The sequence below is a fragment of the Luteimonas terrae genome, assembly GCF_031457535.1.
In the GTDB taxonomy this organism is placed as follows: domain Bacteria; phylum Pseudomonadota; class Gammaproteobacteria; order Xanthomonadales; family Xanthomonadaceae; genus Luteimonas; species Luteimonas terrae_A.
On the sequence record NZ_JAVDWO010000002.1, the window covers coordinates 17,791 to 31,266 of the forward strand.

The 13,476-nt window shown below is 62.7% G+C and carries 11 protein-coding genes; 5 read left to right on the forward strand and 6 right to left on the reverse strand.

What is annotated here, in order from left to right:
• Positions 1-45 precede the first annotated feature (45 nt).
• Entirely contained in the window at positions 46-1,587 is a 1,542-nt protein-coding gene (locus tag J2W68_RS02495; protein WP_310232493.1) for a serine hydrolase domain-containing protein, read from the reverse strand.
• Between the two features lie 405 nt (positions 1,588-1,992).
• Here J2W68_RS02495 and J2W68_RS02500 point away from each other — a divergent pair, with 405 nt between their 5' ends.
• Complete coding sequence (locus J2W68_RS02500; protein WP_310232496.1) at positions 1,993-3,333, forward strand: putative bifunctional diguanylate cyclase/phosphodiesterase; 1,341 nt, start codon at positions 1,993-1,995, stop codon at positions 3,331-3,333.
• A 285-nt stretch (positions 3,334-3,618) separates the two neighbouring features.
• Here J2W68_RS02500 and J2W68_RS02505 read toward each other — a convergent pair whose 3' ends face one another.
• From J2W68_RS02505 to J2W68_RS02515, 3 genes are read right to left on the reverse strand one after another with little or no spacing between them, the layout of a single operon-like run.
• A complete protein-coding gene (locus tag J2W68_RS02505) occupies positions 3,619-4,098 on the reverse strand; it encodes a hypothetical protein (RefSeq protein WP_310232499.1) in 480 nt (159 codons plus the stop codon).
• Positions 4,099-4,129: 31 nt separating this feature from the next.
• A complete protein-coding gene (locus tag J2W68_RS02510; protein ID WP_310232501.1) occupies positions 4,130-4,576 on the reverse strand; it encodes a hypothetical protein in 447 nt (148 codons plus the stop codon).
• Between the two features lie 4 nt (positions 4,577-4,580).
• A complete protein-coding gene (locus tag J2W68_RS02515) occupies positions 4,581-4,784 on the reverse strand; it encodes a hypothetical protein (protein WP_310232503.1) in 204 nt (67 codons plus the stop codon).
• A 255-nt stretch (positions 4,785-5,039) separates the two neighbouring features.
• Here J2W68_RS02515 and J2W68_RS02520 point away from each other — a divergent pair, with 255 nt between their 5' ends.
• From J2W68_RS02520 to J2W68_RS02535, 4 genes are all read left to right on the forward strand, one after another.
• Positions 5,040-5,669, forward strand: coding sequence for a GntR family transcriptional regulator (locus J2W68_RS02520; protein ID WP_310232505.1), 630 nt, complete (start codon positions 5,040-5,042; stop codon positions 5,667-5,669).
• 170 nt (positions 5,670-5,839) lie between these two features.
• Positions 5,840-5,980 carry a benenodin family lasso peptide gene (locus tag J2W68_RS02525; RefSeq protein WP_310232508.1) on the forward strand — a complete coding sequence of 47 codons (141 nt, stop codon included), beginning with the start codon at positions 5,840-5,842 and terminating at the stop codon, positions 5,978-5,980.
• Positions 5,977-6,711 (forward strand): lasso peptide biosynthesis B2 protein, encoded by a 735-nt coding sequence (locus J2W68_RS02530; RefSeq protein ID WP_310232510.1) that lies wholly within the window; start codon positions 5,977-5,979, stop codon positions 6,709-6,711. Before J2W68_RS02525 ends, J2W68_RS02530 begins: the two co-directional genes overlap by 4 nt.
• Positions 6,711-8,432 carry an asparagine synthase-related protein gene (locus J2W68_RS02535; RefSeq protein WP_310232512.1) on the forward strand — a complete coding sequence of 574 codons (1,722 nt, stop codon included), beginning with the start codon at positions 6,711-6,713 and terminating at the stop codon, positions 8,430-8,432. Before J2W68_RS02530 ends, J2W68_RS02535 begins: the two co-directional genes overlap by 1 nt.
• An 8-nt stretch (positions 8,433-8,440) precedes the next feature.
• On the opposite strand, the gene J2W68_RS02540 is transcribed toward J2W68_RS02535, so the two are convergent.
• Positions 8,441-10,573, reverse strand: coding sequence for an Atxe2 family lasso peptide isopeptidase (locus tag J2W68_RS02540; protein ID WP_430539656.1), 2,133 nt, complete (start codon positions 10,571-10,573; stop codon positions 8,441-8,443).
• A gap of 13 nt (positions 10,574-10,586) precedes the next feature.
• Positions 10,587-13,289, reverse strand: a complete 2,703-nt coding sequence (locus J2W68_RS02545; protein ID WP_310232516.1) for a TonB-dependent receptor — start codon at positions 13,287-13,289, stop codon at positions 10,587-10,589.
• Positions 13,290-13,476 lie beyond the last annotated feature (187 nt).

Sequence of the window (13,476 nt, forward strand, 5' to 3'; positions counted from 1 at the left end):
CAAACTGCCGGTCGTGGCGCGGCTCGGGATGAACGGGCCGCAGCATTACCGCTCCAAGGCGTCACCCGGTGCAGGCGGCGGCGACAGGTGCCAATGCAGCCGCGTCAGCAGGCGATCGCAGACCGGCGGGTCGCGGTTGCTGAGGCACACCATGGTCATGTCGTTGCTTGGATAGATCGACAGCGCGGCGCTGTTGCCGGGCGCGCTGCCGCCGTGGCCCCAGTGCGGGAACTCGTCCGGGCCTGAGGCGATGAAGCCGTAGCCGTACCAGTCGGTCTGCTGCTTGATCGCCTCTTCCAGCAGCGGCAGCGGGATCAGCTTGCCGGCCCTGAGCGCATCGACGAATCGCACTTCGTCATCGGCCGTGGTGACGCCGCCGCCTGCAGGCGTGCCGCGCCATGGCAACTGGTCGACGCTCGGCGCCAGCGTGCCGTCGTCGGTCTGCGTGTAGCCGCGTGCGACGTCGCCCATCTGCTCCAGGGTCGGGAAGCGTGTGGCCGTCATGCCGGCCGGCGCGAAGATGTGTTCGGCCACGTAGTCGTAATAGCTCTGTCCGCTGACCGCCTCGACCACGGCGCCGAGCAGCAGGAAGCCGTAGTTCGAATACTCGAACTGCGATCCCGGCGGAAATTGCGGTGCGCGGTCGCCGTTGAGCTTGATCAGATCGTCGATGGAGCGCACCCACGCGCGGTTGCGCCCTTCGTCCGGCTGCAGGACGCCGATGTCACCGGTGCCGCCCTGATGCGACAGCAGCTGCCGGATCGTGACCGCTGCCATCTCCCTATTGGGATAGTCGGCCAAGAACTTGCCGATGGGATCGTCCAGGCCAACTTTTCCGGCATCGACCAGTTGCAGCACCGCCACGGCGGTGAACATCTTGCCCTGCGACGCGAAGAGGAACGGCGTGTCCAACTGCACCGGTATGTCGTCTTCGCGATTGGCGCGTCCGAACGCTTTGGCGTAAAGGCGCTGACCGTTCTGTTCAATCACCAATACACCCGAGAAGCGGTCCGCCGCTGCCAACTGCGTGGCGAACGCGTCGAATGCTTCCAGCGCTTTGGCCTGCGGAATCTGCAGCGGATCTTGTGTGATGTGTTCCAAACGCAGAGATCCTGCTTCCTCGAGCTTCACCGTGATCCGTCGTTCGACAGGAAAATTGCGTTCCCGCGTCAACGCGACGAACTCCAATGGCTCGCTGCGCTCGACATGGATGACGTCGAGGCCGCCGGTCTCTTCACCACTGTCGAGCAGGTACTCGATGTTGTGATCGGGCTCGCCGAAGCGGCGTGCATTGAACTCGGTCAGGACTGCGCGATCGTTGCGATTGAACGCGTCCAGCCACTCATCGAAGGCTGTCTCAGCAGGCGGCTTGGCTGTGGCGGATGCGGTAAGAAACAGCATCACCAACATCGAGACACGTACACGCATCTGAATTCCTTGTCCACGCTCCCTGTGAGCAACGCGATTGTGCCGGCAACCAGGGCAAGAAAGTGAAGCTGGCAGCGTCAGCCTTGTTCTCTGCGGCATGGCAAGGCCGAGAAGGTCCCAGCAACGTTGGGCAACGCGTTGATCAAACAGATTCAGCACCGCCTACACAGGGTCGAAGCCGAGACCGCTGCCCCGAACGGAAACCTCGCGCCGTTGGCTTTCACGCGAAAGCTCAATTACCTCCGCCCCCTTCGTACCCTTCAGTTGCTAGGTTGCCCCGCCACTCGGCGGCGACATGCAGGGAGGTGACGGCATGCGCTGCTCACGCGGCAGTGCATCGACGCCAAGCGCTGTGACAGCGTTCGCAGTTGATGACGTCAGTCGCACGTTGCGGACCAAAGATGAACACGGAACCGGCATCATCCGGAACGGAGTGGCGCTGCCTCGAAGCCGCATCTGTTGCGCCAGAACTTCCCCCTCAATTGACCTTGCCCAATCAGCCTTCTTACGGGAAGACGAACTGATGGAGCCACGTCGCGCTAGCGCTGAAGAACGATCAACAGAATGACGACCATCAACAGGCGCGATCAGCATGGAATGCTGAAGTTCCAGACCACGGCGCGGCGCGAGAAGGTGGCAGCCATCCTGACGTTGACCGGCGTGGCATCCATCACACTCGGGCTGGCGTGGACAGTGTGCTACTGGTATTTCGATCGCGCGGAACTGGCGGGGCTGTTCTTCGCCGTTGCGGTGGTCGGCGTGCTGGCACTGGCCCGCAGAAGGCGAGGCGATGGCCAGTCGGTCCTGCTGGTCGCACACGGCATCCTGGTCGCGGTGTGCGGCATCGCGTTGATCGACGCGCCCATTGCATGGGTGCCACGATCGGCGCACATGTTCCTGCTTCCGCTGGCGGCCGCCGCGGCCTTCATCTTCGACGCACGCGAGCGCTACGGCTCCTTGGTCTTTCCCATGATCTGCCTGGCCGCGTTCGCTGCGTTCGCAACCGGCGCGCTGGACCCGTTGGCGCCGGGGATTTCGCCGCCTGTCGAGGTGCGGGAATGGGGCGCACGCTCCAACATCATCTTCGCCATCGCGCTGCTGGCCACCATCTTCAAGATCTACCGGGCGGATATCGGCAAGCGCCTGCAACTCGAACGCGAACTGGGACGGGCCGTGCGCAACGGCCAGATCGAACTGCACTATCAGCCGCAGGTGCGGGGTGACGGCACGGTCACGGGCGTTGAAGCGCTGGCGCGCTGGCGGCACCCGTCAGGCACGCTGCTGTCACCGGATGTGTTCATCCCGTTGGCCGAAGAAAGCACGCTGATCAACGAGATCGGTCTGGAGGTGTTGCGACAGGCCTGCGAGACGCTCAAGCGATGGTCGCAAAGCACGAAGACCCGTCATCTCCGCATCGCCGTCAACGTCAGTCCGATGCAGCTGATGGAAGAGGACTTCACACCATCCTTGACCACCGTCATCCGCCAAGCGGGCATCGACCCGGCTTTGCTGGAATTGGAGCTCACGGAATCGGCGTTGTCCACCAACGCTTCGGTGATCGTCGACAAGATGCGGGCGATCGAAGCGCTGGGCATCACCTGGGCGCTGGACGACTTCGGCACCGGCTATTCGTCCCTGGCCACGCTGCGCCAGCTGCCGGTGCGCAAGCTGAAGATCGATCGCCAGTTCGTGCAGGAAGCCGCCGCCCAGGACAGCGCACAACGCCTGCTGGGCAAAATCATCGAGATCTCGCAAGTGATGCACATGAGTGCGCTGGCCGAGGGCGTCGAATCCGTTGCCCAACGCGACTTGCTGATCGGGATGGGCTGCGATCATTTCCAGGGCTATTTGTTCGCACGCCCCATGTCCGAATCGATGCTGGAGGATTGGCTCAAGGCACAGTAAAGACACGGCCAGAGGCATCAGCCCGCAAAGTAGGTGAACCTGGCAGCGTTAGTTCCGGGGATTGATTAATTTCCTCCGTCCCCTTTGCGCCTTTGCGTGTATGAGTACTTCAGATTGCCAGTAGCGTTGTTGCGCGGTCAGAGCTGTTGTTATCGAATCTTTTCATGGCGGGTGAGTGCTGTCGCAGCGACGCCCCCCCCGCAATTAAGTAGCGGGCTGCTTTGGAGTCCGTCCACGAAGAGGGAGAGGTCACTGGCGCGCGTGGGCGCGCACGACGCATAAGGATTACGGTACAGCGCTCAGCGTCGCCTCGTCGCCGCTTCCGTCGACCACCACTCGGCTACCCACGCCCAGGCCGTCGATCTGTTCGCGCAGTTGCGTAAGCGTCAGCACGCGTCCTTCGTCCAAGCGCACTTTGATCATGAAACGAGTGGTGGGGCCTTCACCCGCAATGCGCTCACCTACGGCGCCGCCGATTGCGTCGCCGCTGGTTGCGGCCACGCTCGTGACTGCCAACCCTGCCCCAGTGTGTCCCGCTCGGCTCAAGCCCACCCCGGCTGCCACACCGCCGAAGCTTCCCAACTTCTCTCCCCAAGACCGCCCACGGCGTTTGCGCTCTGATGTGTCGTCGCCGCGGTTCTCGATGGGCTGGATTTCCTCAACCACGCCGGGCCGCGACTGGGCAAGCACTGGCGACGACAACACCACCGCGCCGGTGAGGCAGGCTGCTACAACGCCTACAAATTTTAAGCTGATCGCTTTCATGCCACTTCCTTCTGAAAGATAGGGCGCCGAGTCACGAGCCTTTGGGTCCAACCACGTCTTCGTCGCAATCGGGACCCTTCAATTCGAACCGACGCACGACACCTTCGCGATCGGCCACATAGGTGATGTCGCAGCGGTGCTTCTCGGGATGGTCGACTTCGTCGTAAATGATCGGGGTGTAGTGCGGCATATGAACGTTGTTTCGAACCGTCACTCCTATCAGCTCGCCGCCCGAGACGTGGATGCGCTCGGTCCAAGCAGGGGTCACCGTGCGCCACGTGTAGCGGGTTTCCAGCGTCGCGTCGTCTTCGTCGATCTGGATGCGCCCGCCGTCAACCCGAAGCTCCATCAGGAGAGCGGATGCGTCCCGCCCCACCCAGGCTCCGGCCTTGGCGTGCGCGCCGGCAGAGGTGTCTGCCGCCGTCACCAACGAGGCGAGGGGTGCGAGAACAACTGCAACCAGCAAAGTCAGACGCATGCGATCACGACATCCTGCGAACTTCGGAGACCGAACGGTCGCCCCACGGCGAAACGATAGTCACAGGATCATGGGTCTCCTGCGCGATGTCCGCGGCAAGAGCATGGGCGGCGGCGATCGCCCCCAAAGGACCTTCGAACGCCTCGCAATGCCGCCCCTCTGCGTGGACTTCAAACCGTCCGCCTTCCAGCGCTCTGATCTCGACCATGGCCCGCTCCATCCATGCTTGTGGATGAGCCGATCATTGATGTGTCAGGCGCCTAGCGCTATCGGTTCGAGTCGGATGCCTGTGTCAGGAATTACCTACAGCCGGGAGCGGCATAAGGTGACTTTAGTCGCCTAGATCCGTTCTTTGCCGGAAGCGGAAGTTTCTAGAGACGCCGCAAGCGTGCAATCGCGCGCACGGAGAAGCTGTAGTAATTTCGTCACAGGACGACGCTTGACGCCGACACGGAGTTCCGCGATGAACGCGATCCAGACCAAGAGCATGCTGCTTTTCGAGCGCATTCGGCGGGCCCTCCTGGAGGGCCGGTACCTGCCCGGACAACATGTCGACCCGCGTGCGCTGGCACGTGAGTTCCGCACCAGCGTCACGCCTGCGCGGTACGCGCTCTATCAGTTACGCGGAGCCGGCCTGATCGAACTCCATGCCCGCGGCGGCTTCCACGTCCCAATGCCGCGTGAGGCGGCGCTGCGGGCGCGTTACGACTGGATGCAGACCCTTCTTCTCTGGGCCATCGACAGATGCGAAAAGGCACCGCCTGCAGCTTCCATCGCGCCTGCACCCGTACTCGATCCTAACGACATCCCCAAGTCGGTCTGCATGCTGTTCGATGCGATTGCGGAATCTGCTGAGCAGGAAGAACTGCACGAAGCAGTGAAGCGCACGAACGATCAGCTTGCGCCCGTTCGGCGCGCCAAGCAGTCCCTGATCGACGATGTGCATGATGAGCTGGCTGCGTTATACGCACACTGGGCCGCCCGGGATTTTCAGTCGCTCAGGGCTGGCGTGTTCGCATTTCACAGGCGTCGAATCGCGCTGGTGCCGAAGATCGCTTCGCATCTGAGTCAGCAGCGAAACGCGCTTCACTAGTTTGCTGACTGCGATCGCCACCGTGCGCAGGGGCCTCCTGGTCCGGACCAGCGTCACAAAGCGGAAAGTATTACTTCGGTATCACGCAAGAATTATTTGAGAATTACTTCATCCGGTTCCTAACGTTGAGCTGCCACGGATGCTCCGTGGCGCAACCGTAGGAGACTGCAATGAAGACCAACGACAACATCCCCGCCGAAGCGCGGGATGAAGTGATCGAGCTCGGCAAAGTCAGTGTCGAGACCCACGGGGCGGAAGGTGTCGGCGAGCCGATTGGTCGGCTGATGCTGCCCGGTATTTCCGAAGAGTGACCGACCTGGGGCGCACCGAGAGGTGCGCCCTCTTTTTTGTGGGGTTGGAGATGGTCTACCGAATCCCTGAGCGACTCTCGTTCTGCGAAATAGACGGTCGTCTGATCTTCATGGATATCGACAACGATGCGTACTTTCGCCTGTCGGCAGCGTTAGAGAGCGCGTTTCGAAATGTCATCAATGAAGAGTCTGGAGACGTGGCTGCGCTGACCGCCTTGCTGGACAAAGGCATTCTGGTTCCTGGGCGGTCTGATTCCGCTCCACCGTTGACCCTTGTGACCGCGCCTCCGCGACGAAGCGTTCTGGAGAGCGACGGCGCCCTGAGCTCAATCACCTGGCTGGATGTTTGTGGGGTCTTCGGGAGCGTTTGGGCCATGAGAGCACGTCTGCGGCTTCAACCGTTGAAGCGCGTACTCGACGAGCTCACTGCGCTGCAAGAGCGCACCACGCAACAAGGCGTCGTCAGCAAGAGGGGCGATCCGGAGTCGGAGATCAGCAGCGCTGCGCAGGCGTTTGCCCGTATCAGACCCTATGTTCCAGTCGACAGATCATGCCTTCTGGATTCCCTCGCATTGGCACGCTACCTGGCGAGACGACGAATGAAAGCGGATCTTGTCTTTGGAGTGTCTGCCGATCCGTTCTCTGCACACTGTTGGATGCAAGCAGGAGACCTGGTGCTCAACGACACTGCGGGCAACGCAAGCGCGCACAGTCCGATCCGGGTGGTGTGATGTACGCGTATCTAATCCTCGTCGGTGCCAGCGCACGGGATCCTCGCTTCTCCTTTGCCGATCCCCGCACATTTGAAGCTCTGGATCTGCAGGTCCGCTTCCGTTCGGACACCACGCTGATTCTTGCATCCCCGGATACGTCGGTAATGGGAACCCTCGATGACGGCGTCATCATCGGTCACCTTTTCGGAGAGGACGGCACTCCGGTGTCTGCGCCTCCGACCGCAGCGGATGTGGAGCGGAGAATCGTGAGCGCCTTGTGGGGCGAGTACGTCCTGGTCAAGTCATCTACGGACGGTGATCGCGCCAAGCTGACGGTTACACGTGACCCGTCCGGTGGCGTGGCTTGTGTCTACTCGTTGAGTGATAGCACTGGATTCATCACGTCCGACGTTTCGCTGGCGACGCGACTGGGCCTCTACGTCAGCACCATCGACTGGACATCCATAGCGCATTGCCTTGCGTATCCCTACGTCAAAGCGTCGCGTACCGCGCTCGCGCATGTTCGTGAACTTCTTCCCGGATGCTCGATCGATGCGTTATGCGGCACCAGCGACACATCTACCGCTTGGACTCCCTGGGCCCACATCGGCTCGCACGAGCGCTACAGAGATCCAAAGGAGGCGGCTGCAGATGTCAGGCAAGCCGTGGCTAAAGCGGTCGCAGCTTGGGCGCGGCTGGACAGCGGCCCGATACTCATGGAGCTTTCGGGAGGCCTCGATTCGTCAGTTATCGCTGCATGCCTGCAGCCTGAAGCATTCAGGGTCATCGCGTGTACGCTCGTCACCCCGGTTCCTGGTGCGGACGAACGTCATTACGCAGGCCTTGTTGCGCAACACCTGGGCATCGAGCTTGTCGAGGAAGACCTTCGCTTCGATCAGGCGCACTACGAGTTTCCGGTCCCGCGATCTTCGAGCGCGCCGCGTATCGGCGTGCTTCAGCACGCGGCGGACGAGATCATGCTGCGAGCTGGCGAACGCAGGGGCGCCACGAGCTATTTCTCCGGGGGTGGCGGCGATACGGTGTTCGGCTACCTCATGAATGCAGCTCCCGCTGCGGACGCCTTCAAGAGCTCTGGTGTTAGCGCCGGTCTCTCGGCAATCCGCGATCTGTCGCAACTCCATCAATGCACGTTCTGGAAGGCCGCACGCTTGACGCTGCGAAAGCTCCTCTACGCTTCGACCCGCACCCGGGTACCTGATCTTTCTTTTCTCGCTGAGCGAGCAGCCGTGCCTATGGAAGTGCATCCCTGGACGCAAGCTCCGCGAGGAGCACTGCCCGGTGACTGCGACCGCGTCGCCGATCTCGTTGGCACCCAAGCGTTCAGAGACGGGCTGCCGCGCGGAGGCAAGGCAGCAGTACGCATGCCCCTTCTCTCGCAGCCCGTGGTGGAGACATGTTTGAGAGTGCCGTCCTGGATGTGGGTGGCGGGCGGTCGCAACCGAGCGATTGCCAGAGACGCGTTCGCCGCTGATTTGCCTGCAGCCGCTATCCAGCGCCGCAGCAAAGGCAACTTCATGGGATACACCGGCGCTTGTTACCGCAGGAACCAGAAGGGAATGAGAGATTTCCTCCTCAACGGCGAACTGGCAGCGCGCGGTCTGCTCGACACCAAAGCCCTACGTCAATTCATGGATCGCGAACTCGCGATCCGCGATCAGTCCTTCATGCGGATCTTAACTCTGTGCATGATCGAGAACTGGGTGCGACAGAAATCCTGACGGGCACACTATCGGATCCCCGGCCCTCCCGCCCGCATTGACCTCCAATAGGCGTACTGCGCAGCCTTGTCGGGGTCGCTGTCTTCCACACCCTGCAGCCAGAAGCGAAACCAATCGAGATTGCGCTCATACACCGCCAGCTTGTGACGGGGCTGGATCTTCTGATGCGGCTCATCGGCAAATACGTACGCGTCACCTCGCCGATCACGAACGAGTGGAATGACGTAGTCGGCGGCGTAGAGATGCTCCTGCTCCGACATCTGGAACAGGATCGGCGCGAGCGGCCGATCGAGCTTGTAGGCCGGAGACAATGCCTCCCAACGGTCCGGCGTGTCCTGCGGTGCGCCCAAGCCCCAATAAGCGTGCAGTCCATCGAGGAACTGATCGCCCTTCATGCTGCTCATCAAGAAGTAGGTCGGGGACACCACCGGCGTACTGATGGAGACCGCTGAGACCAGGGACGATTCCGTTGCGACCCACAGCGCAATCTCACTGCCGAAACTCAGACCGCCAATTCCGACTCGATCGGCGCGAACCTGTGCGTTGGACGCAAGCATTTCGATGGCTCCCGCCACAGCCGACAAACCGCCGGCGTATCGCTCGAGGGCCTCACGACTGTGGGGAGGCGCGTTGATACACAGCGCAGATATTCCGTGCCCCGCCAATGTGGCCAGCGGCCACTCGTCCCCTACCCCGCCGCGTAGGAATCCAGTGCACCGGTAGTAGGTCACGAACAGTGGCGCAGGCTCGACGCGAGCTGCGAAGAGCCAGCCTGTGAACCGTCGCCCTTGGGCATCCGTCCAGGCCAAAAGCTGTGCGGGTGCATTGGCTTCAATGTCTGCAGCCAGCACCGCATTGGGGTCGTACAGCACTCGACGGGTGCCGGCATCCAGATCGATTACCTCAAGCCTCGGGGGCAGGTCGGCTGCGGCGGCCACGCACACAAGGACTGTTGAGGACAGCCCGCAATCACTCGATGCGTCGCGGCCACCACTTAGAAGACCGCGAGACTGCACCACGGGAAGAACGGCGCCGGAGACGACGTTCCATCGAAATATGGACTGGCCGTAAGCGTGCCCCGCTTCGGTTGCAGTGAACACAACCTCGTCGGTTCCTCTGCGCCATTGCATCCCTGTGATCGCGCGACCACGACACGCTACTGCCTCGCACCAGATCGCATCTAGCGAATCGAAGGCAGGAATCCATGCGAGCCGTGATTCCGTCGCGTCCATCGTGCCGCGTTCGTTGCGATTCGGAATCAGCAAAGCGACCCGGTCGCCCTCAGACTCCTGTATCCACTTCGACGTCACCGATTTGTCGAAGTGCGATGGGCGCACGGATAAGAAAGCGGCGATTTCGTCGGCCTCGGCGTCGCGACGGACACCGCCCACAATTTCGACGACACGCCAACGATCGGGTTCCTCCGCCAGCAAGGGAGCCAGATCGAACCACGCGCCTGCGAATCGCTGCGTGCCTGGCAGCCCGCTTTTCTCGCTGCGTTCGAACAACGGTCTTCCGAGGGGTAGCCGCTCGTCCAGTCGAACACCGCGCTCGTATTCGAATCGTTCCGCCGCAGCAATGCGGTCACGCGTGGCACCTACGCTGTAGACGAGCAGTGCCCCGTCTTCGCTGAGATGGAAATCGCGAACATCTGCGTCCTCCCGCGTCACGACTTCCGCACCAAGGCCAACCCCCGCGCGCCAGACCGCCATCGTTCCGTCGAGCTGGGCGCGGTAATAAATCCATGTCCCGTCAGGCGACCAGACAACCTTGGGGGGCAACGATGTCCCGGCAGACCCCCGTGCCGGGACACCCCCGTTGCCCACCATGCGGGGCGTGGAACCTGTACGGATGTCTGCGATGTACCAAGCGCTGTCGTACGTATTGCGGTCGATCGACGCCTGTTCGGCGCGAAAGGCCACGCGAGAACCATCCGGCGACAGCGTTGGGCTTGCGAGTTCGACCACCTCCAACAGGCGATCCGCAGCGATGACCTCTGCGTGACAGGGACCTGCCAATCCCGCGAGTGTGATCACCAGCCATGGCCCCCACGCCGCGTGGGTGCACGGCGCTACACAGGTTGACCAGAAGTCCCCGCGAGCGAGACAGGCAAGCTTGGACAAGACCGATCGGAGCGACATGACACCACCCCGATCAGAACTGCTTGGACACCGAGACGCTGACAAAGCGTCCGATGGGCGAGTAGTTCGTGGCGTCATACGGCGGCGCGTACTCGGCCAAGGCCGGAACATACGACGGCGGCGCTCGGTCGAGCAGGTTCTGCGCCGACAGCGTGAACTCGAGGCCGGCCAATCCAGCGCCAGGCTGGCCAGGCGCGTAGCGCAGAGTCGCGTCCATCGTCGTGAAGGACCCGCCCTTTTCCGCGTTGACGGTATCGGTCACGCCACCGCTGTAGTTGGCGAAGGCGGAGGCCATCAGACCACCCCGGTCCCAAACTGCACCCACCCGTCCGCTGAACTTCGGCGGATTGAACAAGGTGCCCGCCAGTTCGTAGCTCCCCTGCCCCGCCACCGTCTGCTCCGAACTCTCCATCCAGCTGACGGCGCCGCGCAGCGCCAGCCGTCCTGCGCCGACGTCCAATCGGTACGTACTGGACAGATCGAGCCCGCGCACCCGTTGGGTGCTGACATTGATCCGGCGCGCAGAGACCAGTGCGACCACATTGCCAGGGTCATAAGGCCTGCCGGTGTAGTTGGTGAACGTGTCTGCGGCCCCGATTGCCTCCTGCTGCGCGGCGGCCGATGGCGCAAACGTCACGAACTGGCGGTAGACCGGATTGCTCAACGCCTCGGCCACATTGGCGATAGGCTGCTTCACCCGATTCTCGAAATCGATATCGAACCAGGTCAGCTCAGCTTCCAGCCCAGGCAGCGCACGGGGATGGAATGCCACTGACGTGCTCCATGTGCGGGCACGCTCTGCTTCCAGATCCGGATTGCCGCCGCCGTAATACATGACAGTGGCATCTGCAGGGAATCCGGTACCGCCGTAGTACCCGGGCGGATCCAGAAACACGTAGGTCGCGTAGTTCCGATCGAAAAGTGTCGGCGCCTTGAACGACCTGCCCAGCGATGCCTTCATCGTGAAGTCCCCGGAAGGCCTATAGAGCAATCCGAACTTGGGCGTGGCGACACTGCCGAAGGTGTCGTAGTCCTCGCCGCGCACTGCAGCAGTGAGAACGAACCCGTCAATGCCGGCCATTCGGTTCCCGTCTCCAACCAGCGGAATGTCCACTTCTGCATAGACGAACCGGCTGCTCTCGCGGCCATGGGTGACCTGCTGGTTCGTCACGTGGTTGACCTGGCTGAACTCGTTGGTGCGGTGCCCGGCCGCTGCCGCCATCCGCACGCTTCCGCCTGGCAGTTCGAACAACGGCCCCTCCGCACCCAGCTCGTAGATCCGGCTTTCGTTGCAGTAGCACTCGTCCAGCTGCAACAGCGTCTCCATTGTCTGCAGGTTCTGCCGCGTCTGGTACTGCCGGTGACGGTCCCGCCCCAACGCGGCCGTGGCAGACAGCGTCCAGTCGTTGCCCAGAAACAGGTCCACGCCCGGCGACACGAAGGACGTGGTGGTTTCGGGCGTGACGTGCGTATTCGAGCCGAGATAGAAGAAGTCGTAAGCCTGCTTGCGCTGTGTTCTCAACGCGTCCAATTTGAACTCCGCCTTCGGCCCCAGTGACTGATGCAGGCTTACCAGCGCACTGCTGAGCTCGCTGCCCGGGTACAACGTCGTCGGATGTGTGAGGCGCGAGGCATAGTCCCGATCCGCTGCATAGATCGGGTCCACGGCGGCGTCCTTGTATGTGGCAATCAGGCCACCGCTCGCCCAAACCGCGCCGCCTGTTGCCGTGTACTCGCGGGTCGCCAGACCGCCATCGGTCGCTGCGCCGTAACGCGCGCCGACCGTGAAACCTTCGTGCTCGCGCTTGAGGACAACATTGCCCACCCCTGCCACAGCATCGGAGCCGTAGATGGCGGATGCGCCGTCGGCGACGATCTCGACGCGCGACACGGCTTCCACCGGAATCGCACTGATATCCACGCCCTGGAGGAACCCACCGTATGACAGTCGCCGCCCATTGAGCAGGGTCAGCGTGGCGTCTGCCCCGAGCCCGCGGAGATTGAGGCTCGAGCCGCCGGTAACGTTCTGATTGCCGAGCCCTGCCCCTGCGAGATTGCCGCTGGTCGCACCCGGGTTCTGACCTCCCGTGAAGTTCTGCGGCACGCTGCGGATCACTTCGCCCAGATCGGAGAAGCCCTCTTCGCGGATGCGTTCGCTGCCGAGCGTGATCACCGGCGATGGCGTGGTGCCGCCGCGGATACGGGTGCCGGTGACGGTGATCGTTTCGAGCTCTGTCGCGTTGGCGCCCTGGGGTGCGCGGGCATCCGCGGGTGCGGGTGCAACGCGGCGCTCGGGCTCCGCGAATGCAGGCGCGATCACCACGGTGCCGTCGTCGGCCTGCCGGTAGTCCAGCCCACTGCCCTGCAGCAGCCGGGCCATGGCCTCGCGCCAGTGCATGCGGCCCTGCACCGCCCGCCCCTGCCGGTTGGCCACCAGCGCCGGCGAATAGGCGATGCGAAGGCCGCTCTGCGCGCCGACGGCTTCCAGCGAGGCTCCAAGTGCGCCGGGCGGCAGGTCGAACTGCTGTGCGTCCTGCATTTCGTTCGTGACCTGCGACGTCTCGCGTCGATCGGCGTCCTGTGCGGCTGCCAGGCTCGTCGCGCCATTGGTGACGGCGAACAGGGCGATGGAGATGGCGTTGCGTAACGTGTGCGTCTTCATGGCGATTCCATTCCTCCCGCTTGATTGGCCGCTTCGAAGTCGCTCGCCAACCATGTGATTGACCTGCTGAAACGCGGGACTGGGGAATGCACAACACGGCTCGCCCCCACTGCTTGAGTGATCGCGTGCCTATTTCCCCATCCCGCCCCCGCGGGGTTGTAGCTGCCTGGACGGGCCTTCAAGCGCGCCAGGGCTTCCAGCCCCGGTCGAGACCATAAGCCAAAGTGAGAGTTATATCCAG

Coding starts and splice junctions, on each gene's coding strand:
- J2W68_RS02505 (WP_310232499.1), bottom strand. CDS start 4,098: ATGAAAGCGATCAGCTTAAAATTTGTAGGCGTTGTAGCAGCCTGCCTC.
- J2W68_RS02510 (WP_310232501.1), bottom strand. CDS start 4,576: ATGCGTCTGACTTTGCTGGTTGCAGTTGTTCTCGCACCCCTCGCCTCG.
- J2W68_RS02520 (WP_310232505.1), top strand. CDS start 5,040: ATGAACGCGATCCAGACCAAGAGCATGCTGCTTTTCGAGCGCATTCGG.
- J2W68_RS02500 (WP_310232496.1), top strand. CDS start 1,993: ATGACGACCATCAACAGGCGCGATCAGCATGGAATGCTGAAGTTCCAG.
- J2W68_RS02540 (WP_430539656.1), bottom strand. CDS start 10,573: ATGTCGCTCCGATCGGTCTTGTCCAAGCTTGCCTGTCTCGCTCGCGGG.
- J2W68_RS02535 (WP_310232512.1), top strand. CDS start 6,711: ATGTACGCGTATCTAATCCTCGTCGGTGCCAGCGCACGGGATCCTCGC.
- J2W68_RS02545 (WP_310232516.1), bottom strand. CDS start 13,289: ATGGTTGGCGAGCGACTTCGAAGCGGCCAATCAAGCGGGAGGAATGGA.
- J2W68_RS02525 (WP_310232508.1), top strand. CDS start 5,840: ATGAAGACCAACGACAACATCCCCGCCGAAGCGCGGGATGAAGTGATC.
- J2W68_RS02515 (WP_310232503.1), bottom strand. CDS start 4,784: ATGGTCGAGATCAGAGCGCTGGAAGGCGGACGGTTTGAAGTCCACGCA.